The sequence below is a fragment of the Flavobacterium sp. KS-LB2 genome (assembly GCF_036895565.1).
Lineage (GTDB): Bacteria > Bacteroidota > Bacteroidia > Flavobacteriales > Flavobacteriaceae > Flavobacterium.
This window is the reverse complement of the sequence record NZ_CP145904.1, coordinates 249,257-270,962: the sequence shown is the minus strand read 5'-3', so window position 1 is coordinate 270,962 and position 21,706 is coordinate 249,257. Positions and strand designations below refer to the sequence as shown.

Here is a 21,706-nt window from a genome sequence, read left to right as displayed (position 1 = left end):
TTATGTAATCGCACTACATTCTAAAAAACAAAAATGCAGAATTCAAATGTATAATTTATATCGCACAAAATTATTTATTTGTAAAATAAAAAACGTCTAAAATCCGTCTCTTAAAATAGTAAAAAGTTTCTGTTAAAACCAATGATTTATAGCGGTTTTAACTACCTTTGCAGCCGTTAAATAGGAATTATGATCAAGTGGTTTAGTTTGGGATTTTGGGAGTTAATAGCTCGAATTGTCCTTAGAAATAGAATTTTAATGTTATCCATTATTGTCGCGATAACAGCGCTCTTAGCCTTACAGTGGAAAAATATTCAATTTTCATTTACCGAAGCTAATTTATTACCAGATGACAATAGTGTCAATCTAGAATACAACGGCTTTCTGGACAAATTTGGGGAAGAAGGAAACTTAATTGTTGTTGGGATAAAAGATGACGCTTTTTTCACACCGAAAGCATTTGCTGCCTGGAACAAATTAATGACTGAAATAAAAGCACAAAAGGAAGTAGATTTAGTAGTTTCAATCAATGATTTAAAGCAGCTCAAGAAAAACGACTCCTTACAAACATTTGAACTTGTACCTTTTGTAGATTCAAATAAGACTAACAATCAGGAATATTTAAGTGGTATTAAGAAAGACTTGTTTCAAAACATGCCTTTTTATGAAGGCTTGCTTTTCAATAAAAAAAGCGGAAGCATCCGTTCCGCCATTTATCTTGATAAACAAATTGTTAATACTGCAAAACGTAAGGATTACATTGTAAAAGACTTTATCCCAAAGATAAATGCTTTCGAAAAAGAAACTGGAATCGACTTGCGCGTTTCTGGAATGCCATACATCCGCACGCTAAACGCCATGAGTATTGTTAGTGAAATTAGTTTGTTTATTGGTGCATCCTTGTTATTAACTTCATTAATATTTTTCTTCTTTTTTCGTTCGTTTAGAGCCACATTAATTGCCATTTTAATTGTGATTATTGGTGTGATGTGGACTTTTGGATTATTAGGATTATTCAATTATCAAATTACCGTACTGACTGCATTAGTCCCTACGTTAGTCATTGTCATAGGAATTCCAAATTGTATTTTCCTGACTAATAAATACCAACAAGAATACAGTGCACACGGCAATAAAGCAAAAGCACTGCAACGTGTAATTACAAAAGTAGGAACAGCTACTTTGATGACTAATTTAACCACTGCGGCAGGATTTGCTACTTTTATCATTACCAGCAGCCAACTGCTGAAAGAGTTTGGAATTATATCTTCTTTAAGCATTGTTTCGTTGTTCTTTTTATGTTTAACTGTAATCCCAATTTATTATAGTTACCAACCCGTACCGCAGCAAAAGCACTTGGAACATTTAAACCGCAACTACACCCGCGTGTTTATCAATTGGATTGAAAAGACAGTAAAATACAACAGACGTTATGTTTATATTGCTGCTTTTCTTTTATTTATTATTAGCCTTTTTGGAGCATTAAAGATAAAAACATCCGGAAGTTTGATCGAAGATATGCCTAAAAACACAGGATTTTATAAAGATATTTTATTTTTCGAAAAAGAATTCGATGGAATTATGCCTCTTGAAATTACGGTTGATACCAAAAGAAAAAAAGGAGTTATGAAGTTATCTACTTTAAATAAAATGGACGAACTTCAAGAAACCATCGAAGAAATTCCAGAACTTTCTAAACCCATTTCAATTCTAAATTTAGTTAAATATTCTAAACAAGCATACTACAACGGGAATCCTGAATATTATGATTTGCCTAGCTCACAAGAACAAAGTTTCATTTTGAGTTATGCCAAGAATGCGACCAAAAACACCAAGGATAACTTGATGAAAAGTTATGTAGACAGCACTGGACAAGTGGCTAGAATTACTACTTTCATGAGGGATATTGGCACCGGGAATATGGCTAAAATCGAAGATAAGCTTTTGGCGAAAGCCAATACTGTCTTCCCAAAAGACCGTTACAATGTTGTGATGACAGGTAAAGCATTAGTTTTTGAAAAAGGAACACAGTATTTATTAGACAATTTAGTAAGCTCGTTATTATTTGCCGTGCTACTGATTTCGCTACTAATGGTTTTCATGTTCCGATCGTTCAAAATGGTTGTGGTTTCTTTGATTCCAAATTTGTTACCTCTAGTAATTACTGCTGGGTTAATGGGGTATTTTGGTATTCCATTAAAACCTTCTACTATTTTAGTGTTCAGTATCGCTTTCGGACTATCAGTAGATGACACTATTCACTTTTTGGCGCAATACAGACAAGAATTGAAACACAACAACTGGAAGATTAAAAAATCGGTTTTTGCTACCATCAAAGAATCGGGAATCAGCATGTTCTATACTTCAGTGGTATTATTTGTTGGTTTCTCCGTGTTTATGTTGTCTGATTTTGGTGGGACAGTTGCTTTAGGAGGATTAATTGCCATCACACTTGCTTTTGGTATGTTGTCTAACCTAATGCTATTGCCTTGTTTAGTCCTTACTTTAAACAAATCATTGACCAACAAACAAGAATTCATAGAACCAAAAATAGATATTTTGAACAACCCAAATGAACAAGAGGATTATTTTGATCAAACAAAATAGATATCATACCAATCAAAATCCCGTTTTTTAAGCGGGATTTTTTTTATTCCTATGAGATTCTCCTATTCGATTCCCATAATTAAATAATATAGTGTTCAACGAGTACCGTTTTTTGGAACCCAAAATCGACTATTGAGAAAAACAAATAGTATCATTAAGGGCTATTTATCCCTCTGATGGTGAAGACACTACAATTTTTCTGTTTTTTACAAAAAACAAAAACGTTTTCTCCTTACTCTTACTGGATATATAGACCATCAAATTGTGATATTTTTATTTTAAATTCAACAGAAATTGACAAATTAAGACCTCAAAATTTACGAGATATTTAAAGAAAACCGACAATGGCAGGCAATTAAACAATAGTAAACCATTGATTTCGTACTACTAAAATAAATCTTATTTTTACCAGAATAGAGATATAGAAAATAAAAAAACTCTTGTGCTATTTGTATAAAAACAATAGTTCTGTTTTTCAAATTCACAAATAATACTAAGACTGCAAAATATGACGCACCAAATTTCTGAGGAACAAAAACTAGCCGTTTCTGATAATTACAGAAATTGGAAAAAATGGGGGCCGTACTTAGCCGAAAGACAATGGGGAACTGTTCGTGAAGATTATAGTCAAAACGGAGATGCATGGGAATTCATAAACCACGACAGAGCTCGTAGTAATGCCTACAGATGGGGAGAAGAGGGAATTGGAGGGTTTTGTGATTCTCGTGAAATTCTATGCTTGGCTCCTGCTTTTTGGAACGGAAAAGATCCTATTCTCAAAGAACGTTTATTTGGTTTAACCAATAATCAAGGCAATCATGGAGAAGATGTAAAAGAGCTGTACTTTCATCAAGTTTCAACACCATCACATTCCTATAACAAATACCTTTATAAATATCCTCAAAACGAATTCCCGTACGAGGAATTAATTGTAAAAAATCAACGCAGTCGAGAGGAAACAGAATTTGAATTATTAGATACGGGTAGCTTTACTGATAATGCCTATTTTGATTGTTTTATCGAATATGCAAAAGCGGATGTTGATGATATCTTGATGCAAGTTACGGTCATCAATAGAGGAACGACAACCGCTACAATTCATGTGCTTCCGCATATATGGTTTCGTAATTTCTGGAAACACAACGATAGACATCCCCGACCAAATATGGAGTCTGTAGCAGCTAACACAATCCATTCTAAGAGTAGCCGAAACGGATCCTATTACTTTTATCACCATGAAGGAGAGCAACTCTTTTGTGAAAACGAAACCAATAACGAGCGCATATATAATGCTCCTAATGAGTATGATTTTGTAAAAGATGGAATCAATAACCACGTCATTAGCGATGAACCTACTGTAAACCCAGAAAAATTTGGAACTAAAGCTGCCATTTGGCATCAGTTTGATTTAAAACCTGGGGAAGAAAAAAGCGTAAAAATACGGTTGAGTAATGTTCCGCTAGAAAACCCTTTTACTGATTTTGATACCGTTATTGAAGCTAGAAAAAAAGAGTGCGAAACATTTTATAGTGAAATTATCAGTAAAGATATCCCAAAAGAGCAGCAAAAAATTGTAAAAAGTGCCTTTTCAGGATTGTTGTGGACCAAACAATTTTATTATTATGATGTATTCAAATGGCTTTTTGGAGGACCAGGAGAGACATCACCTAATCGCTCAGACAAACGAAATACCAGCTGGCAACATTTAACAAACCGTCATGTAATTTCTATGCCTGATAAATGGGAATATCCATGGTATGCCGCCTGGGATCTTGCTTTTCACATGGCATCATTTGTTGAAATTGACCCTTATTTTGCTAAGCAACAGCTACTATTGGTTTTACAAGAAAGCTACATGCATCCTAATGGTCAAATTCCAGCGTATGAATGGAATTTTAGCGATGTAAATCCGCCAGTTCACTCTTGGGCTGTGTGGACCGTTTATGAAAAAGACTTAAAACGCACTGGTAAAACCGACACTGAATTTTTAGAAACTGCTTTCCAGAAACTCCTCGTGAATTTTACGTGGTGGGTGAATCAAAAAGATACCAGTGGAACAGATTTGTTTGAAGGTGGCTTTTTAGGATTAGACAACATTGGTGTTTTTGATCGCAACCACATGCCAGAAGGAATCAAAAAAATGCAACAAGCAGATGCTACGAGTTGGATGGCCATGTTCTCCTTAAACATGTTGCGCATGTCACTTGAATTAGCCAAAACCAATAAAATTTACGAAGAAATATCGGCTAAGTTTTTTAGGCATTTCTTGAATATTGCATGGGCAATGCACCATATAGGAAAAAAAGATCTCTCCTTGTGGGACGACCAAGACAATTTTTATTACGATGTTGTTGAAATGTCTGATGGTAGCACTGAACGCCTTAAAGTTCGTTCCCTAGTAGGCGTAATTCCTATGTTTGCTGTAGAAATTATGCACAAAGAGCTATTCGAACAATTGAAAGATTTTCAAAAAAGAGCAAACGAAATTATTAGAACTCGTCCGGATCTCGCCTCATTAATATCCAACTTAGAAACGGCTAATAAAGATGGTAATTTTCTATTTTCGATTATGCGCGGGTTTAGACTTGAGCATCTTTTAATACGCTTATTGGACGAAAAGGAATTCCTATCCGATTATGGGATTCGTTCCCTTTCTAAATACCATAAAGACCACCCTTTTGTTTTTGGAAGCGAAGGACATCATAAAATTCAGTACGAACCTGGAGAAAGCAGGTCTGGAATGTTTGGCGGAAACTCTAATTGGCGTGGACCTATCTGGATGCCACTGAATTATATGATTATACAATCGTTGCGCAAATACTACACGTTTTACGGTTCTACTTATTTGTATGAATTCCCAACAGGTTCTGGACATAAGCTAAACTTAAATCAAATTGCAAACGAGTTAACAAAAAGGCTTATCAAACTTTTTGAGCGAGACGAAAATGGCAAATACCAATACCACTCTGACGATAAAAACCACTTGTTCTCAACGGAGCAGGAATTCAAAAACCAACATTTATTCTATGAATTTTTTGATGGCGATACTGGTAGAGGATTAGGCGCTTCGCATCAAACGGGATGGACTGCACTTATTGCTAATTTAATCCTAGAAATGGAGAATAATCAATAAATTACTATAATCAATTACTAAAATTCCTGCTTTTCAGAGCGGAAATTTTTTTTATGATCTGGGTTTGTTTAAGCCTCTATCATATAGCACAATACTTCCTGCAACGGATACATTTAAGCTTTTTTCGGATTTGAATTTTACTAAATAATGACATTTTTCAATGGCTTTTTTGGAAAGTCCATTATCCTCAGCGCCCAATAAATAAACGCAACGTCTTGGATGTTCGAAGGTCTCCAAATCAGTGGCATTTTCATCCAGTTCAACACCTACTAAGCGAGCGCCTTTGGGTAAGTTGTTATAGAAATCCTCAAATGACTCATAATGAAAATAAGGAATTGATTTGACTGCATTGTGCGTATCGCAAGCTTGTTTTGCATAGCGATTCCCAATCGTAAAAATATAACTTGCACCTAAGTTTTGCGCGGTGCGCCACAATACTCCTAAATTCTCAGGCGTTTTGCCGTTTTGAATCCCAATACCAAAATATTCTGTAACAAAATTGTCGTTCATGATGCAAAAATACAAAGTGTTGAGTAGTTTGCCAAGTTTTAAATTATTCGAAAAAGCAGGCTACTTTCTAACTACGAAATCTAGAAATGAATGTGAATTTATTTTTGGCCGTAAATTTTCCAACTTTAAGGATGTTATTTTGTGATTATTGAAGATTTTTTTGACCGCTCCGCAAAGTTTCCAACTTTGAGGAAGTGATTTTCAGTTTTTAACTGACTAGTTGCACAAAATGACAAAATACACACAAAATTTTCTTTTAACCTCTACTCCCTAGCCCCGATAGAAATGGAAATCCTTATTGTTTTTGCTTTCAAAAAACAAAAAGATTGCAATGGATAGCGGGAAATAGCTCCAAAAACAAAAACAGCTTTGGAATGCTTCGTTTCCCACCGTGACAATTACAAACAAATCATTTATATTTGCAGTTCGGTTATAAGACAATTTTTAATATCAACTATATACATAAAATGAGACATACAAAAGTTAAAGACTTACTAAACAGTACCACGACGCTTCATGAAGTAAATGCAAAAGGATGGGTGAGAACTTTTAGAAACAATCAATTTATTGCCTTAAACGATGGTTCGACTATTGATAATATTCAATGTGTAGTCGATTTTGAGAACACACCTGACGAAACCTTGAAGCGAATTACGACTGGAGCAGCAATATCCGTAACAGGAACGTTGGTAGAAAGTAAAGGTGCCGGACAGAAATTTGAAATTCAGGTGGCTAAACTGGAAATCCTTGGAGACTCTGATGCTGAGAAATTCCCGATACAACCTAAAAATAAACCGAGCTTAGATTTCTTACGTGAAAATGCGCATTTAAGAGTTCGTACTAATATGTTTGGAGCGATAATGAGAGTACGCTCGGTATTGTCGTATGCCGTTCACAGTTATTTTCAAGAGAAAGGTTTTGTGTATGTGAATACGCCAATCATCACAGGTTCGGACGCGGAAGGTGCTGGTGAAATGTTCAAAGTTACCGCTTTGCCATTTGACGGAACGCCAAGAACAGAAGACGGAAAAGTAAATTATAAGGAAGATTTCTTCGGGAAAGAAACGAACCTAACGGTTTCGGGACAATTAGAAGGAGAGACTTTTGCAATGGCTTTGGGCCAGATTTATACTTTTGGACCAACCTTTAGAGCTGAAAATTCGAATACTTCTCGTCACCTTGCGGAATTTTGGATGATTGAGCCAGAAGTGGCGTTCAATGATTTGAATGACAACATGGATTTGGCTGAAGATTTTATTCAGTACGTGATAAAATATACAATGGACAAATGTCCGGAGGATTTGAAATTCTTGGAAACACGCTTGTTAGACGAAGAGAAATCTAAACCAGTTGCTGAAAGAAGCGAAATGGCTTTGCTTGACAAATTAAACTTTGTTTTGGAAAATAATTTCAAACGAGTTTCATACACGGAAGCAATTGATATTTTAAGAGAATGTACTCCAAATAAAAAGAAAAAATTCAACTATATCATCAACGAATGGGGTGCTGATTTACAATCAGAGCACGAGCGTTATTTGGTGGAGAAACACTTTAAATGTCCGGTAATCTTGTTTGATTACCCGGCAAATATCAAAGCATTTTACATGCGTTTGAACGAAGACGGAAAAACAGTTCGCGCCATGGATATCTTGTTCCCTGGAATTGGAGAAATTGTGGGAGGTTCACAAAGAGAGGAACGTTTTGATGTTTTGGTTGAAAAAATGAAAGCCTTAGGAATTGATGAAGAAGAATTATGGTGGTATCTTGACACCCGAAGATTTGGTTCAGCAGTTCACTCTGGTTTTGGACTTGGATTCGAAAGATTGGTATTATTTGTAACAGGAATGACAAACATTCGTGACGTAATTCCTTTCCCAAGAACGCCAATGAATGCGGAATTTTAAAAATTTGTTTCAGTTTTAAAGTTTAATGTTGTTGAAAGTTCAGCAACATTAAACTTTAAACCTTAAACTTTTAAACAATAAAAATGCTAAAGCAATTCTTAAATTTAAAGTTATCACAGAAATTATCTCCTCAACAAATTCAGTTGATGAAGTTAATTCAATTGCCTACGCAAGCTTTCGAACAACGTTTATTAGAAGAAATGAACGAAAATCCAGCTTTGGAAGCCGGAAAAGAAGAAGATGAGTATGAAAAGGACGAGTTCGAAAACGAAGATTATGACGATTATGATGATTCGGAATCAGACAGGATTGAAGCCGAAGACATCAACATTGACGAATATTTAAGCAACGACGAAACACCGGATTATAAAACACAGGCTAACAATTATAGCGATGACGACGATGATCGCGAAACGCCTTTTGCAGCACCAGTGAGTTTCCACCAAGATCTAATCAATCAGTTGAACACCTTTATTTTGAATGATGAGGAGCGTGAAATTGCAGAATTTTTGGTAGGAAGTATTGATGACATGGGTTATATCCGCAGAAGCGTTCCTGATATGGTAGACGATATGGCGTTTACCCAAGGCATTTACACCGATGAAAAGATGGTGGAGAAAATGTTGCAGGTGATTCATGAACTGGAACCATCAGGTGTAGGCGCACGTGATTTACAAGAATGTTTATTGTTGCAATTGAAACACAAAACACCAACGGAATACGTTGAACTAGCTACTGATATTATTGAAAATCAGTTTGATGCGTTTACCAAAAAACACTACGATAAGTTAATTCAGAAATACAATGTTTCGAATGAACAACTGAAAAAAGCCATTCACGAAATAGAAAAACTGAATCCAAAACCAGGCGGATCTTTTACCGGAAACAATAAAGTGACGGAAAATGTAGTTCCTGATTTTGCCATCAGAATTGTAGATGGTGAACTGGAACTGACCCTAAACGGACGCAATGCTCCTTCCCTGCACGTTTCTAAGGATTATCAGGAAATGATGCAAACATATAAAGATTCTCGTGACAAATCAGCGCAGCAAAAAGATGCTGTGCAGTTTATCAAACAAAAACTGGATTCGGCCAAATGGTTTATTGATGCAATTCGCCAGCGTCAAGAAACACTTTTTGTCACCATGAATGCGATTATGCATTATCAGGAAGAATTTTTCTTAGATGGTGATGAAACCAAATTGAAACCAATGATCCTGAAAGATATTGCTGATATGGTAGGTCTTGATATTTCAACGATTTCACGTGTGGCCAACAGCAAATATGTGGAAACGCCTTATGGCACAAAACTGATAAAAGAATTTTTCTCGGAAGCGATGAAAAATGACCAAGGTGAAGATGTTTCTACACTTGAAATCAAAAAAATTCTTCAGAATACCATTGAGGAAGAAGACAAGAAAAAACCACTTCCAGACGATCAATTAGCCGAAATTCTTAAAGAAAAAGGCTATCCAATTGCGAGAAGGACCATCGCAAAATATAGAGAACAACTCGATATTCCGGTAGCGAGAATGAGGAAGAAGATGTAAGATTGCTGATTTAAAAATACTAAAAAGGGGAAATTTGTTTGAAACAAATTTCCCCTTTTTTTTATGAAAATATAATTCTCTTTATTTTTTCTCCTGATCTTTCCGCATCGCATGATAATACGCGGCACGACTCAACGGTTCATATTCTTCTGTTTCACCAAGCATGACTAATTTATCATTATCCGTTTTACGGAAACTGTAATTAGCGAGATTTCCCGTGCGGGTACAAACGGCGTGCACTTTGGTCACATATTCGGCTGTCGCCATTAATGCAGGCATTGGACCAAAAGGGTTTCCCTTAAAATCCATATCTAATCCGGCAACAATTACCCGAATTCCTTGATTCGCCAAATCATTACAAATTTTCACAATTTCATCATCAAAAAATTGTGCTTCGTCAATGCCTACCACATCACAACCTTGCGCCAAAATCGCAATATTTGCAGCAGCAGGAACAGGAGTGGAACGGATTTCATTAGCGTCATGTGACACCACCATTTCATCGTCATAGCGGGTGTCAATTGCCGGTTTGAAAATTTCTACTTTTTGCTTGGCAAACTGCGCTCTTTTCAAACGACGAATCAATTCTTCGGTTTTACCCGAAAACATGGAGCCACAAATGACTTCGATCCAACCAAATTGTTCTTTATGATTTACTGTATTTTCGAGAAACATTTTGTATTTTTCTGACTTAAAAAATGAATAGTTTTTATTACTTTGTAATGGATAAAACCGACTTAAAAATGTTATACTTTTACGTCGTTTCAAAAGTATAACATTTTTATTAAATCGGAGATTCGCTAGCTCTTATTTAAAAAATAAAATCACGCGAGCAAAGGTTCCTTCTTCCTTATGCTAAATAAAAAACAGGAAGATATTTAGAAAAAGACCCGCCTAACACACTATAATTTAAAACGTTATGAAAAAAAAATTGGAAGCCGATTTAATCAGCATTGCACACAGAGTATTACAATTAAAAAATAAATCTGATATCAATCAATTATATCTGGAAACACAGAAATTATACGAAAAACTTTCTGTCTTACGATTTGTAGATGAACACTTTAGTGACGTAAAACCGACAATTGGTGCAACGGATATAGAGCAAAAAATAGCATCGATTTTTGACAACATAAAATCGGTTCAACCAGAAACGGTAGCGGTTATAGAAGAAATTGTTGCTGAAGAAATCATTGAAGCCCCTCTAGAAGCAACTACTACAACTGAATCTGAAACAAATAGTGTAGAATTAGAAACTGTTGAAGCGTCTTTAGAAGAAATCATTTCCAACGAAGAGGAAACAATACAAGAAGAAGAGTCAATCGTTGCCGAGGAAATAGTTGTTGAGGAAAATGAAGCAGTAGCATTCACTCCAGCTTTTGAATTATCTCAAGAAGAGGAAGTAGAATCGGAACTAGAAGTACCAAAGAAAATAGAACCCGTACAAATATCTTTTGAAGATTTATTAGGTGGAAATTACCATGACACTCAATTTGTAAAAGTGCAACAAATTGAAAACATCCCTACTACTGTTGTAATTGAAACTCCAAAGGAAATTATTTCCGAAGAGGAGAAACCGTTGCTTGTAGAGGAAGTTGCTGAGCAAAAAAGTGTTTCACTGAACGAAAAATTAGCCAAAGGAATCAATATCGATTTAAATGATCGCATTGCTTTTATAAAACACCTTTTTGGAAACAGCAGCGAAGATTACAACCGTGTATTGAGTCAATTGATTACGTTCAACACATTCTATGAAACTCGCGATTTTATTCAGGAAATGGTAAAACCAGACTATAACAACTGGGAAGGAAAACAAGATTATGAAGAACGTTTTATGGATATTATTGAGAAAAAATTCTTGTAAATCTCCTTTAATTTTTCTGAATATACATTTAAACAAATACCAATTTTAAATACTATTTGAAGGTAATTATATAGCTATGTCAAAATTATACATCGTTCCTACGCCTATCGGCAATCTTGAAGACATGACTTTTCGAGCGATTCGGATTCTTAAGGAAGTCGATTTGATTCTCGCTGAAGACACGCGTACGAGCGGAAAACTATTAAAGCATTTCGAAATAGGCACACACATGTATAGCCATCACATGCATAACGAGCACAAAACCATCGAGAATTTAATCTCGAGATTAAAAGCCGGAGAAAACATCGCCTTAATATCAGATGCAGGAACGCCTGCTATTTCAGATCCCGGTTTTTTATTGACCAGAGCCTGCGTTGAAAATGGAGTTGACGTAGAATGTTTGCCTGGTGCAACGGCATTTGTTCCCGCATTAGTGAACAGTGGTTTACCCAATGACAAATTTGTTTTCGAAGGCTTTTTGCCTGACAAAAAAGGAAAACAAACTCGTTATTTGGCTTTAGCCGAAGAAACACGTACCATGATTTTATATGTTTCGCCTCATAAACTAGTGAAGACTTTAGCTGAATTCATTACTTATTTTGGCGAAGACCGTCAAATATCGGTATCTAGAGAATTATCTAAACTTCACGAAGAAAATGTTCGAGGAACGGTACGAGAAGTTTTGGCTCATTTTGAAAAAATAGCTCCTAGAGGAGAAATTGTTGTAGTTGTGGGTGGAAAACCAATAACAAAAGAACCTAAAAAATCTAAATTCTCAGCCGAAGAATAATTATGAAAAAGGAAAAAGTTATTGTAATCGGTGCGGGACTTTGTGGACTCTACACCGCTTTTTTACTTCAAAAAAAAGGAATTGAAGTCCTACTATTAGAAGCCAATACCCGAATTGGAGGTCGCATAAAAACCATTATTGGCACTACTGGCGTTACCATGGAAATGGGTGCTACTTGGTTTGGAAACCAACATCCAAATCTTTTGGACGCACTCCATAAGTTAGAAATTTCTTATTTTAAACAACATACACAAGGCATTTCATTATTTGAAACCATGTCATTTGTTCCTCCACAAAAATTTGAAATATCCGATTCCGAAGAACCTTCTTTTAGAATCGAAGGTGGAACTGCTGTACTAATTGACAAATTAAGTATTGAAATCGGCATTCAAAATATTAAAACAAATACTAAAATCACGGCTATAAAAGAGGAGAATAATCAATTAATCCTAGTGGACTCAAATGGGAATAGCTATTCAGCTGATAAGGTGATTAGCACTATTCCACCTAATTTATTAGTAAACTCAGTAGCTTTCGAGCCTAAATTACCTGAAAATTTCACACAATTAGCCAAGAAAACGCATACTTGGATGGGCGAATCCATTAAATTTGCGGTGGAATATAAAACTCCTTTTTGGAAGGAGAATAACTATTCCGGCACCTTATTTAGTCAAGCTAGTATTATTCAAGAAATGTACGACCACAGTACAGGTGATAATTCCGGTTTTGCGTTGAAAGGATTTCTAAACGGAGGAACTGCAGTTCTTTCTCAGGAACAACGAAAAGAAAAAGTTATGGCACAACTTGCTACTTTTTTTGGGTCAGAAGCTACCGATTATGTTGCCTATTATGAAACCCTTTGGAGAGAAGAACCACTAACGTTTCAACCCTATGAACAACTCGTATTGGCACATCAAAACAACGGAAATTCCATATTTAAAACCCCAATGCTTAACGGAAAATTATATGTTTCCGGAGCAGAAACAGCCACTCAAAATCCAGGGTATATGGATGGTGCTATTTTTGCCGCAAAAACAATTGCATATCAATTCTAACAATTAAAATCAATATGACTATAGCCACTTTCTTAGAAAAATTAAATACAACTCCTGAAGCCATAACATTTGCAGAAACCATTGCCGTAATTGAAGCCAACTATGATTTTACGCCTACTGCTTTCGAAAATGGAACGCAACACAATGCAGCGGGAGAGAACTCCGGTTCCTGCAAGTTATTTTCTTTCTCCGAAATCCAGAACTTATCAGAAGAAGCTACATTATCTTGTTTTGGAGCGTATTATTACGATGATGTTTTGAAAAATCCAAATGGAACTGATCACCAAAACATTCGTAATTTCATAAAAACGGGCTGGGAAGGAATAGGATTTTATGGAAGTGCTTTAGTATTGAAAAAATAGAGTTAAAACGTTAATTCGTAAATTAAATCGACAGACATAATTAGCGAATTAGCGGTAGTTACTCTTTTAAATTCCTAAATTTTATAATCCCAAATCACCATGCGTTGGACACTCAAACCAAAACCTTGCGAAGAAACTGTACAACATTTGGCAAAATCGTTGAATGTAGAAGATTTTGTAGCCACTTTATTAGTACAACGTGGCATTGAAACATTTGAGGATGCCAGGCGATTTTTCCGTCCAAGTTTAGATAATTTGCACGATCCCTATTTGATGAAAGATATGGAAAAAGCAGTCGAACGCATCGAAAAAGCAGTTGAAAACAAGGAAAACATTCTTGTTTTTGGCGATTATGATGTTGATGGAACTACTGCAGTTTCTCTTGTTTCTTCGTATTTGAAAACCTATTATTCTAATGTGGCTACTTACATTCCGGATCGTTATGATGAAGGGTATGGCGTATCTTTCAAAGGAATTGACTTTGCTGATGATAATGGATTTTCGCTAATTATTGCGTTAGATTGTGGTATAAAATCAATCGAACATGTGGCCTACGCCAAAGCAAAAAAAATCGATTTCATCATTTGTGATCACCACAGACCGGGGGAGCTTTTGCCTGATGCCGTTGCTATCTTAGACCCAAAACGAGACGATTGTACCTATCCGTATGATGAATTATGCGGTTGCGGAATAGGTTTCAAATTGATTCAGGCTTTAGGACAAAACAGAAACCAGACCATCGATGATTTGATTCCGTATTTAGATTTAGTATCCACTGCCATTGCTGCTGATATCGTTCCGATGACAGGAGAAAATCGGGTGCTGGCTTACTTTGGACTGCAAGTCATCAACAGTGATCCAAGACCGGGAATCAAAGCCATCATTCACCAAATAAAAAAACAAACCTTAGATATTACTGATGTTGTTTTTATCATTGCACCCAGAATAAACGCTGCCGGACGAATCAAACACGGGAATCATGCGGTGGAATTATTAACCGAATTTAATTTTGAGCAAGCGCAACAATTTGCGTCTGAAATCGAAGCCTATAATTCGGAACGAAAGGATTTAGACAAATTAATTACCAAAGAAGCGCTACAACAAATTGAGGAAAACAATGAAAAAGGACGTTTCACCTCAGTTGTGTTTCAAGAAGATTGGCACAAAGGAGTGATTGGAATTGTCGCTTCCCGATTGATAGAAACCTATTATCGCCCGACGCTTGTTTTTACCAAAAGTGGCGATAAATATGCGGCTTCAGCCCGTTCCGTAAAAGGATTTGATGTCTATAATGCACTAGAAGCATGTACCGAACATTTGGAGCAATTTGGTGGTCACATGTATGCTGCGGGCATGACTTTGAAGGAAGAAAACTATCAAATCTTCAAAGATGCTTTTGAAAAAGAAGTTGAAAGAACCATTCATCCCGATATGTTAACACCCGAAATTGCCATTGATGCCGAAATTGATTTTGCGGATATTACCCCAAAATTAATCCGAATTCTGAAACAATTTGAACCGTACGGACCACAAAACATGACGCCTATTTTCCTCACCAAAAACATCAAAGATACCGGTTATGGAAAACCAATGGGACAAGAAGACGAACACTTAAAACTTTTTATCAAACAAAATAACTCGGAAGGCATCGCTGCAATTGGTTTTAATTTAGGTAACAAAATCGAACTGACTACCCATCAAAAACCTTTTCAAGCTGTGTATTGCATCGATGAAAACGAATGGAAAGGCAAATTCAGTTTGCAATTGCGATTGCGAGATATTAAAGAATGATTCTATTGTTATGAAAAAAAATGACCCATACGCTGCCCTGCGTTATAAAGAATTTAATATTTTTTTGCTATTACGTTTTGCCATGGTTTTTGGCTGGTCGATGCAGTTTATTGTCATTGAATGGGAAGTATATAGTTTGACTAAAAACCCGCTATCATTAGGAATCATTGGATTAATGGAAGTTATTCCGGCAATTTCGATGGCTTTGTTTGCCGGACACATTGTCGATCAAAAGGAGAAAAAAGGATTGCTTTTCAAATGTATTTTAGGGTTTTCAATCATTAGTTTGGGCTTGTTTTTATTTACATGGCCACCCTTTATAAAAGACTTTTCTACCCAAACTATTTTATATTCCATTTACTTTTTCGTGTTTTTAGGAGGATTGGTCCGCGCTTTTCTTGGCCCGACCATATTTTCGCTTTTGGCATTGATTGTTCCTAAAAAAACATACCCAAATGCTGCAACTTGGAGCAGTTCCGTTTGGCAAATAAGTTCCGTTTTAGGGCCTGCAGTAGCTGGTTTTTCTATCAATTGGATTGGTGTTCATTGGTCAATGTCCATCGTTTTAGGGTGTTCACTTTTTGCGTTGATTGCTTTAACCCAAATTGCAACGAAACCTATTTTGAATCCAAAGATTGGCGAACCCATTATGGACAGTTTAAAAGAAGGTGTGAAATTTGTTTTCAATAATAAGACGATTTTAGGCGCTTTATCACTGGATATGATTGCCGTTCTTTTTGGGGGAGCTGTTGCGTTGTTGCCCATTTTTGCACAGGATATTTTGAAAGTAGGCCCGCAGGGATTTGGTATTTTAAGAGCTGCTCCAGCTGTTGGCGCTTTTTTAATGCTGATTATTTCCGCTTATATTCCGTTTACTAAAAATGCGGGTATAAAACTGTTGTCGGCAATTTTTGCGTTTGGAATTTGTATTATCGTTTTTGGACTTTCTTCCATTTTTTGGTTGTCTGTAGCCGCTTTATTTTTAAGTGGTGTTTTCGACGGCATTTCGGTGGTGATACGCCAAACTATTTTGCAATTGAAAACTCCTGATCACATGCGAGGCCGTGTTGCAGCCGTGAATTCTATATTTGTGGGTTCTTCCAATGAATTGGGAGCTTTTGAAAGCGGTTTAACTGCAAAACTGATGGGAACTGTTAATGCAGTGGTCTTTGGCGGAAGCATGACACTGATTACCGTGTTTCTTACCGGTGCCGTATCGCCTACTTTTAGAAAACTGGACTTACAAAAAGATGTTGAGGAACACGAAAAGAGCGAATAATAACTAGATTTTTTTAGAAAAAAACACTTCTTGTAACTAGTCAGTAAAATAATATCAAGATTACATTCCGCCTTTTTATACGTTTTTTATGTTTTATTATTTAGAACAAATATAAATAATACTTATATTTGTTTCAAACTGATGACACATGCAAGAAATAAAACAAATATATCATAACCATTTAGGTACCGCTTTTTACTGGAGAAAAGACAATGCTATTGTGCTGGACAAAGTTCAATTGGTTTTTAGAGAAATGGGATTTTATTTTACCCCGCAGGAACTGCAACAATTTAAGCGCTGTATTGAAGAAAGCTATATCCAAAATAAATGCTGCGACGATTGTGAACTGAAAAACAAATGTCACAAATTTTTACTAAAAACGCCTTGTTCCCAAATTGATTTGGCCGTTTCCATAGAAGAATTAGATGCAGTAAAAGACTTGGTCGAAGGGACTTTGTTTAAAATAAATCTGGATGAATATTTGTATGGAGAGGGAATGAATTAAAGCTTAATACTTTTTAATCTCAAAATTCTCACCATCAAAAACGCCATAGGTAAAATACGTAATCCAGTCACCCAGATTTACATATTCGGCATTATCTCCTACGGCTACTTTCATAGGCAAATGGCGGTGACCAAAAATAAGGTAATTGTAGTGTTTGGTTTCCAGTTTTCTTTTAGAATAGAGAATTAACCATTCATTGTCTTCTCCAAGAAAAGTCACATCTTCATCACCAGAAATCAGTTTGTTTTTTACGGAAAGGTATTGCGCCAATTTCACGCCAATATCCGGATGAATCCATCTAAAAAGCCATTTGAAAAAAGGATTTGTAAATATTTTTTTCATGCGTTTGTATCCTAAATCGCCAGGACCTTTTCCGTCACCGTGGCCAATAAGAAATGTTTTGTCTCCAAAAGTATATTCTTGATTGTCATGAAACACGGGAATATTCAGTTCTTTCTGGAAATAATCTTCCATCCATAAATCATGATTACCCACGAAGAAGTATATAGGAATACCGCTGTCTCGGATTTCGGCGAGTTTGCCTAAAACACGAATAAATCCTTTTGGGACTACGGTTTTGTATTCGAACCAAAAATCAAATAAATCACCTAACAGAAAAATAGCTTCTGCATCGTCTTTTACTTCGTCGAGCCAAGCCACAAATTTCTGTTCTCTAGGAAAACTCAACTCAGGTGTTGGTGCGCCAAAATGCTGATCGGAGGCGAAATATATTTTTTTGTTATTGGGTAATTGCATGAAGTTACAGTATGGATTTTATATTATCACTTGCAAACCACTCTGCAAAAGAAGATTCAGTTTCTTGTAATTTTAAGGAGAAAAGAGTGATTCCTTCTGGTAATCGATTACTGATTCTTTGAGAAAAATCAACTACCATGTTTTCACTTGTTGGTTGATAATCTACCAAAATAACGTGATGTCCGCGGCTCATCAATTCGTTTGCTAATTCGATATGCGGTGTTGTTCCATTAAAAACAGTGGCATGGTCAAATTGATCTACAATTTCTTCTTTTACGATTTTCTTTAAGTCCGTAAAGTCAATCACCATTCCAAATTTTACATTGGAACGATCCGTAATTGGAGTTCCAATTACTGTTACTGACAATTTATAACTATGTCCGTGAACATTTTTACATTTCCCATCATAGCCATATAAGGCGTGTCCGGTTTCGAAACTAAATTGTTTTGTAATTCTGATATTGCTCATCGGAGTTTAATTTTGATGCAAATTTAGCAAATTGATATGAGAAATGAGATGTAAATCTTGGTATATGGATTCCACTGAGGTCTAGCCCTGATGGAAACGGCATCCTTTTTATGAAGTGATTTTTCTTCACCTTATAAAAAGATATAGTGAACAGCAGGAAATAGCTCCTGAAAAAATTACTTTTTGAATTGAGACAATGCTTTTCTGGTAAAATCAGACAGGACCAATTTACCCGAAATAGCGGCGCGTTCTAACAACAATGTGTCCCAATGTTGCGTTCCTTCCCACAACACTTTTTTCATTTCCAGTAAAGCTTGAGGATTATAACTGGATAATTTAGCGCTGAAATCGGCTATTGCGGCATCCAATTCTTCGATGGTTTCAAAAGTATGAGCGTACAATCCTTTGGCTTCCGCCCAATCAGCAGTTTTCCATTCGTGAGCTGCGAGCGTCATTTCGGCCATTGCCGTCTTTCCGATTTTCTTGGAAACTATAGGTTCTATTACAAAGGGACCAATTCCGATTGCCAATTCTGATAGTTTTATTGATGCATTTTTTGTAGCTAAAACATAATCACAGGCAGCCGCAATTCCTACGCCACCACCAACAGTTTTTCCGTGAACACGCCCCACGATAAGCTTAGAACACGTTCGCATGGCGTTTATTAAATGTGCAAATCCGGAGAAAAAATGGGCTCCTTGTGCTTCATTAGCAACTGCCAAAAGCTCATCAAACGATGCGCCTGCACAAAAAGCACCCGAGCCTTCGCTTTGAATAATAATTACTGTAACGTCTGGATTCATACTTAAAATAGCGAATTCATTCGTTAAACGGTCTAACAATTCTCTTGGAAAAGAATTGCTCGAAGGATGACCAAATGAAACGGTTGCGATTTTATTTTCGATAGTTGTGAAGAGCGAACCTGTTGGGTTATCTGATACCATAGCGGGGATTTTGATGTAAAGTTAAAAAAAGTAAAGCAGGATTAGACTTTTTTTCAAATAGAATGGATTTGTATTTTGAAATTTGCTTTTTGGAAAATTTATATCTTATATTTGCGAACACGTTTGGGGGATTAGCTCATTTGGCTAGAGTGCTTGCCTGGCAGGCAAGAGGTGACCGGTTCGAATCCGGTATTCTCCACAAAAAAAACCGTAAAATCTTTTCATTAAGAGTTTACGGTTTTTTATTTTTCAAGTTTCTTTTCAGAACCTTTCTCTATTTTGAATAGTCTATTTTGCCAACAGTTCGCATAACTCGAACAATTTTATCTTTTCGTCGGTTAATATAGGAGGAAGAACTAGTTGCCGAATATTTTCTTGGATTGGGTAAAATTGCTGCAATTCCTGCTGCTTGCTTAGGTGTAAGACTAGAAGCATCTTTTCGGTACCAATGTTCTGCGGCTGCTTGCGCTCCATAAACACCATTTCCCATTTCGATACTATTTAAGTATACTTCCATAATACGTTCTTTTCCCCAAATAATTTCTATTAAAACCGTAAAATACGCTTCTAGACCTTTCCTTAAATAGCTTCGGCCTTGCCAAAGGAAAACATTCTTGGCTGTTTGTTGTGATATCGTACTTCCACCTTTTATTCGTCGCCCTCTTTCATTGCTTTTATACGCTTTCTGCATGGCAACAAAATCAAAACCATTGTGTTTCAAGAACGTTCCATCTTCACTGGCAATTACCGCTTTTTGAAGATTTATCGAGATATTTTCAATTGGTTCCCAGTCGTGGCTGAAAAAAACTTCTTTTCCAGCTGTTTTATTTTCAATGGCGCGAATTACCATTAAAGGCGTAAACGGAACTGGAACAAATTTAAAAAGTACCACAAAAAACAAAGAAAGTCCAAAGAACCATAGCAATGCTTTGAATAAAAAACGAGTTATTTTGCTCATAAAAGAGGTCGGTTCTTTTTTAACGGGTAGTCTTGATTTTCTTGGTGTTATTTTCGTTGCCATTATACTAAATCTGCTAATTCTGTTCCAATTAAACTTCCTATTGCTACTCCCATTCCGCCTAATCGTACACCACAATAGACATTATCAGATAATTGTGAAACAATGGGACTTTTGCTGTTACCAATACCCATGATGCCGCTCCAACGATGTGCAATTTGGAAATCCTGATGAGGCAAAATTACTTCTTTTAATAATTGTTCCAATTTTTTTTGGACGATTTCTGTTTGTCCAAATTCAGTTGTGTTCTCCGTCTCAAAATCCAGGTTTCTTCCACCACCCAATAATATTCTTTCGCCAATATTCCTGAAATAATAATACCCTCTATCCAAGTGAAAAGTTCCTTTTATATCTAAGTTTTTAATAGGCTCCGTGATTAAAACTTGCGCTCTGGCCGGCTTAACAGCTCCAGTTGTCAATGTATTTGCAAAGCCATTCGTAGCAAACAATATTTTTTTAGTACTAAAACTGAAATCCCCAAGTGCCACTTCCACTCCATTTCCCTTATCGAAATAAGAAGTAACGGTTTGTTGGTTTAGAATTAAAATATTTTTAGAAACTGCTTCTTTCAACAACGCCTGCATCATATTTCCGGTATCAATCTGTGCTTCAAAAGGATTGAAAACTAAATATTCCTGTATGTCATTAAACCCAAAACGGTCTACTTCTTTGGCAAAAACATCCGCTTTAAATAGTGGTCTTAAAATTTCATTGATGAAGGGTAATTTCCCAACACACTCACTGTAGCAACTTTCGTCGTGTTTTAAAAACAACTCATAACCACCATAGGGTTTGAAATCTATGGTATCATCACCGAGTCTTTTTCGCAGCAATTGCAAACCTTTCCAACGTTTTTGGATTAGATGAATCACTTCTTCCTCTGAATGGTATTTTAAATCATCTATAATTTCTGAAAGACTCCCAAAACATGCAAAACCAGCATTTTTAGTACTCGCTCCTTGTGGCAACATCCCTTTTTCTAGCACTAGAATTTTGCTTTCTGGGAATCTTTCGCGTAAGCGTAATGCAGCATGCAAGCCCACAATACCACTTCCTACGATAGTATAATCTACATCAGTAAACCAGTTTTTTAACTCCCAATAGCTCAAATCCATGTCTTAATATTTTTTATAAAAATAATATTTTTTTGGAGCTAATCCTGCTATCCG

General features: G+C 36.1%; 18 protein-coding genes and 1 tRNA gene. 12 read left to right on the top strand and 7 right to left on the bottom strand.

The genetic code is table 11. The features are described 5' to 3' along the window. Window positions 1-189 precede the first annotated feature (189 nt). Together V5J73_RS01230 and V5J73_RS01225 are read left to right on the top strand one after the other, a co-directional pair. Window positions 190-2,607, top strand: a complete 2,418-nt coding sequence (locus V5J73_RS01230; RefSeq protein WP_338647040.1) for an efflux RND transporter permease subunit — start codon at window positions 190-192, stop codon at window positions 2,605-2,607. Between the two features lie 508 nt (window positions 2,608-3,115). Next, a complete protein-coding gene (locus tag V5J73_RS01225) occupies window positions 3,116-5,740 on the top strand; it encodes an MGH1-like glycoside hydrolase domain-containing protein (RefSeq protein ID WP_338647038.1) in 2,625 nt (874 codons plus the stop codon). Window positions 5,741-5,791: 51 nt separating this feature from the next. Here the strand turns inward: V5J73_RS01225 and V5J73_RS01220 are convergent, their stop codons facing one another. After that, on the bottom strand, window positions 5,792-6,250 hold the full coding sequence (locus V5J73_RS01220; protein ID WP_338647037.1) for an RNA methyltransferase: 459 nt from the start codon (window positions 6,248-6,250) through the stop codon (window positions 5,792-5,794). Between the two features lie 467 nt (window positions 6,251-6,717). On the opposite strand from V5J73_RS01220, the gene asnS reads away from it, so the two are divergent. After that, window positions 6,718-8,154 (top strand): asparagine--tRNA ligase, encoded by a 1,437-nt coding sequence (asnS, locus tag V5J73_RS01215; RefSeq protein ID WP_113634125.1) that lies wholly within the window; start codon window positions 6,718-6,720, stop codon window positions 8,152-8,154. Between the two features lie 83 nt (window positions 8,155-8,237). After that, complete coding sequence (gene rpoN, locus V5J73_RS01210; RefSeq protein ID WP_338647036.1) at window positions 8,238-9,704, top strand: RNA polymerase factor sigma-54; 1,467 nt, start codon at window positions 8,238-8,240, stop codon at window positions 9,702-9,704. 81 nt (window positions 9,705-9,785) lie between these two features. Here rpoN and V5J73_RS01205 read toward each other — a convergent pair whose 3' ends face one another. Beyond that, complete coding sequence (locus V5J73_RS01205) at window positions 9,786-10,379, bottom strand: thymidine kinase (protein WP_091166173.1); 594 nt, start codon at window positions 10,377-10,379, stop codon at window positions 9,786-9,788. A 244-nt stretch (window positions 10,380-10,623) separates the two neighbouring features. Between V5J73_RS01205 and V5J73_RS01200 the strand changes: the two genes are divergently transcribed. The 7 genes from V5J73_RS01200 to V5J73_RS01170 all read left to right on the top strand — a co-directional run bounded on the left by V5J73_RS01200 (window position 10,624) and on the right by V5J73_RS01170 (window position 17,350). After that, window positions 10,624-11,568: a hypothetical protein gene (locus tag V5J73_RS01200; protein ID WP_338647034.1), complete on the top strand. Its 945-nt coding sequence runs from the start codon at window positions 10,624-10,626 to the stop codon at window positions 11,566-11,568. A gap of 76 nt (window positions 11,569-11,644) precedes the next feature. Then, window positions 11,645-12,358 (top strand): 16S rRNA (cytidine(1402)-2'-O)-methyltransferase, encoded by a 714-nt coding sequence (gene rsmI, locus V5J73_RS01195; RefSeq protein WP_338647031.1) that lies wholly within the window; start codon window positions 11,645-11,647, stop codon window positions 12,356-12,358. 2 nt (window positions 12,359-12,360) lie between these two features. After that, window positions 12,361-13,413, top strand: coding sequence for a flavin monoamine oxidase family protein (locus V5J73_RS01190; protein ID WP_338647029.1), 1,053 nt, complete (start codon window positions 12,361-12,363; stop codon window positions 13,411-13,413). A 14-nt stretch (window positions 13,414-13,427) separates the two neighbouring features. Next, the gene (locus V5J73_RS01185; protein WP_338647028.1) at window positions 13,428-13,775 is read left to right on the top strand and encodes a HopJ type III effector protein; all 348 of its coding nucleotides are present in this window, start codon (window positions 13,428-13,430) and stop codon (window positions 13,773-13,775) included. 99 nt (window positions 13,776-13,874) lie between these two features. Further along, complete coding sequence (recJ, locus tag V5J73_RS01180) at window positions 13,875-15,566, top strand: single-stranded-DNA-specific exonuclease RecJ (RefSeq protein WP_338647025.1); 1,692 nt, start codon at window positions 13,875-13,877, stop codon at window positions 15,564-15,566. A gap of 10 nt (window positions 15,567-15,576) precedes the next feature. Next, a complete protein-coding gene (locus tag V5J73_RS01175; RefSeq protein WP_338647022.1) occupies window positions 15,577-16,845 on the top strand; it encodes an MFS transporter in 1,269 nt (422 codons plus the stop codon). Between the two features lie 148 nt (window positions 16,846-16,993). After that, window positions 16,994-17,350, top strand: coding sequence for a hypothetical protein (locus tag V5J73_RS01170; RefSeq protein ID WP_338647020.1), 357 nt, complete (start codon window positions 16,994-16,996; stop codon window positions 17,348-17,350). A 3-nt stretch (window positions 17,351-17,353) separates the two neighbouring features. Here V5J73_RS01170 and V5J73_RS01165 read toward each other — a convergent pair whose 3' ends face one another. The 3 genes from V5J73_RS01165 to V5J73_RS01155 form a co-directional block, all read right to left on the bottom strand. Further along, on the bottom strand, window positions 17,354-18,106 hold the full coding sequence (locus tag V5J73_RS01165; protein WP_338647018.1) for a UDP-2,3-diacylglucosamine diphosphatase: 753 nt from the start codon (window positions 18,104-18,106) through the stop codon (window positions 17,354-17,356). 4 nt (window positions 18,107-18,110) lie between these two features. Beyond that, on the bottom strand, window positions 18,111-18,575 hold the full coding sequence (locus tag V5J73_RS01160) for a 6-pyruvoyl trahydropterin synthase family protein (RefSeq protein ID WP_338647016.1): 465 nt from the start codon (window positions 18,573-18,575) through the stop codon (window positions 18,111-18,113). Between the two features lie 176 nt (window positions 18,576-18,751). Then, complete coding sequence (locus V5J73_RS01155) at window positions 18,752-19,519, bottom strand: enoyl-CoA hydratase/isomerase family protein (RefSeq protein WP_338647014.1); 768 nt, start codon at window positions 19,517-19,519, stop codon at window positions 18,752-18,754. Between the two features lie 125 nt (window positions 19,520-19,644). Here V5J73_RS01155 and V5J73_RS01150 point away from each other — a divergent pair. Then, a tRNA-Ala gene (locus tag V5J73_RS01150) sits at window positions 19,645-19,718 on the top strand. A 75-nt stretch (window positions 19,719-19,793) separates the two neighbouring features. Here V5J73_RS01150 and mtgA read toward each other — a convergent pair. Further along, complete coding sequence (gene mtgA / locus V5J73_RS01145; RefSeq protein ID WP_338647012.1) at window positions 19,794-20,540, bottom strand: monofunctional biosynthetic peptidoglycan transglycosylase; 747 nt, start codon at window positions 20,538-20,540, stop codon at window positions 19,794-19,796. After that, window positions 20,540-21,652, bottom strand: a complete 1,113-nt coding sequence (locus V5J73_RS01140; RefSeq protein ID WP_338647010.1) for an NAD(P)/FAD-dependent oxidoreductase — start codon at window positions 21,650-21,652, stop codon at window positions 20,540-20,542. The genes mtgA and V5J73_RS01140 overlap by 1 nt, the downstream gene beginning before the upstream one ends. Window positions 21,653-21,706: the final 54 nt, after the last annotated feature.

What these genes read in the sequence shown, in the direction of transcription:
- V5J73_RS01230 (WP_338647040.1), top strand. Translation starts at nt 190, where the DNA reads ATGATCAAGTGGTTTAGTTTGGGATTTTGGGAGTTAATAGCTCGAATT.
- V5J73_RS01225 (WP_338647038.1), top strand. Translation starts at nt 3,116, where the DNA reads ATGACGCACCAAATTTCTGAGGAACAAAAACTAGCCGTTTCTGATAAT.
- V5J73_RS01220 (WP_338647037.1), bottom strand. Translation starts at nt 6,250, where the DNA reads ATGAACGACAATTTTGTTACAGAATATTTTGGTATTGGGATTCAAAAC.
- asnS (WP_113634125.1), top strand. Translation starts at nt 6,718, where the DNA reads ATGAGACATACAAAAGTTAAAGACTTACTAAACAGTACCACGACGCTT.
- rpoN (WP_338647036.1), top strand. Translation starts at nt 8,238, where the DNA reads ATGCTAAAGCAATTCTTAAATTTAAAGTTATCACAGAAATTATCTCCT.
- V5J73_RS01205 (WP_091166173.1), bottom strand. Translation starts at nt 10,379, where the DNA reads ATGTTTCTCGAAAATACAGTAAATCATAAAGAACAATTTGGTTGGATC.
- V5J73_RS01200 (WP_338647034.1), top strand. Translation starts at nt 10,624, where the DNA reads ATGAAAAAAAAATTGGAAGCCGATTTAATCAGCATTGCACACAGAGTA.
- rsmI (WP_338647031.1), top strand. Translation starts at nt 11,645, where the DNA reads ATGTCAAAATTATACATCGTTCCTACGCCTATCGGCAATCTTGAAGAC.
- V5J73_RS01190 (WP_338647029.1), top strand. Translation starts at nt 12,361, where the DNA reads ATGAAAAAGGAAAAAGTTATTGTAATCGGTGCGGGACTTTGTGGACTC.
- V5J73_RS01185 (WP_338647028.1), top strand. Translation starts at nt 13,428, where the DNA reads ATGACTATAGCCACTTTCTTAGAAAAATTAAATACAACTCCTGAAGCC.
- recJ (WP_338647025.1), top strand. Translation starts at nt 13,875, where the DNA reads ATGCGTTGGACACTCAAACCAAAACCTTGCGAAGAAACTGTACAACAT.
- V5J73_RS01175 (WP_338647022.1), top strand. Translation starts at nt 15,577, where the DNA reads ATGAAAAAAAATGACCCATACGCTGCCCTGCGTTATAAAGAATTTAAT.
- V5J73_RS01170 (WP_338647020.1), top strand. Translation starts at nt 16,994, where the DNA reads ATGCAAGAAATAAAACAAATATATCATAACCATTTAGGTACCGCTTTT.
- V5J73_RS01165 (WP_338647018.1), bottom strand. Translation starts at nt 18,106, where the DNA reads ATGCAATTACCCAATAACAAAAAAATATATTTCGCCTCCGATCAGCAT.
- V5J73_RS01160 (WP_338647016.1), bottom strand. Translation starts at nt 18,575, where the DNA reads ATGAGCAATATCAGAATTACAAAACAATTTAGTTTCGAAACCGGACAC.
- V5J73_RS01155 (WP_338647014.1), bottom strand. Translation starts at nt 19,519, where the DNA reads ATGGTATCAGATAACCCAACAGGTTCGCTCTTCACAACTATCGAAAAT.
- mtgA (WP_338647012.1), bottom strand. Translation starts at nt 20,540, where the DNA reads ATGGCAACGAAAATAACACCAAGAAAATCAAGACTACCCGTTAAAAAA.
- V5J73_RS01140 (WP_338647010.1), bottom strand. Translation starts at nt 21,652, where the DNA reads ATGGATTTGAGCTATTGGGAGTTAAAAAACTGGTTTACTGATGTAGAT.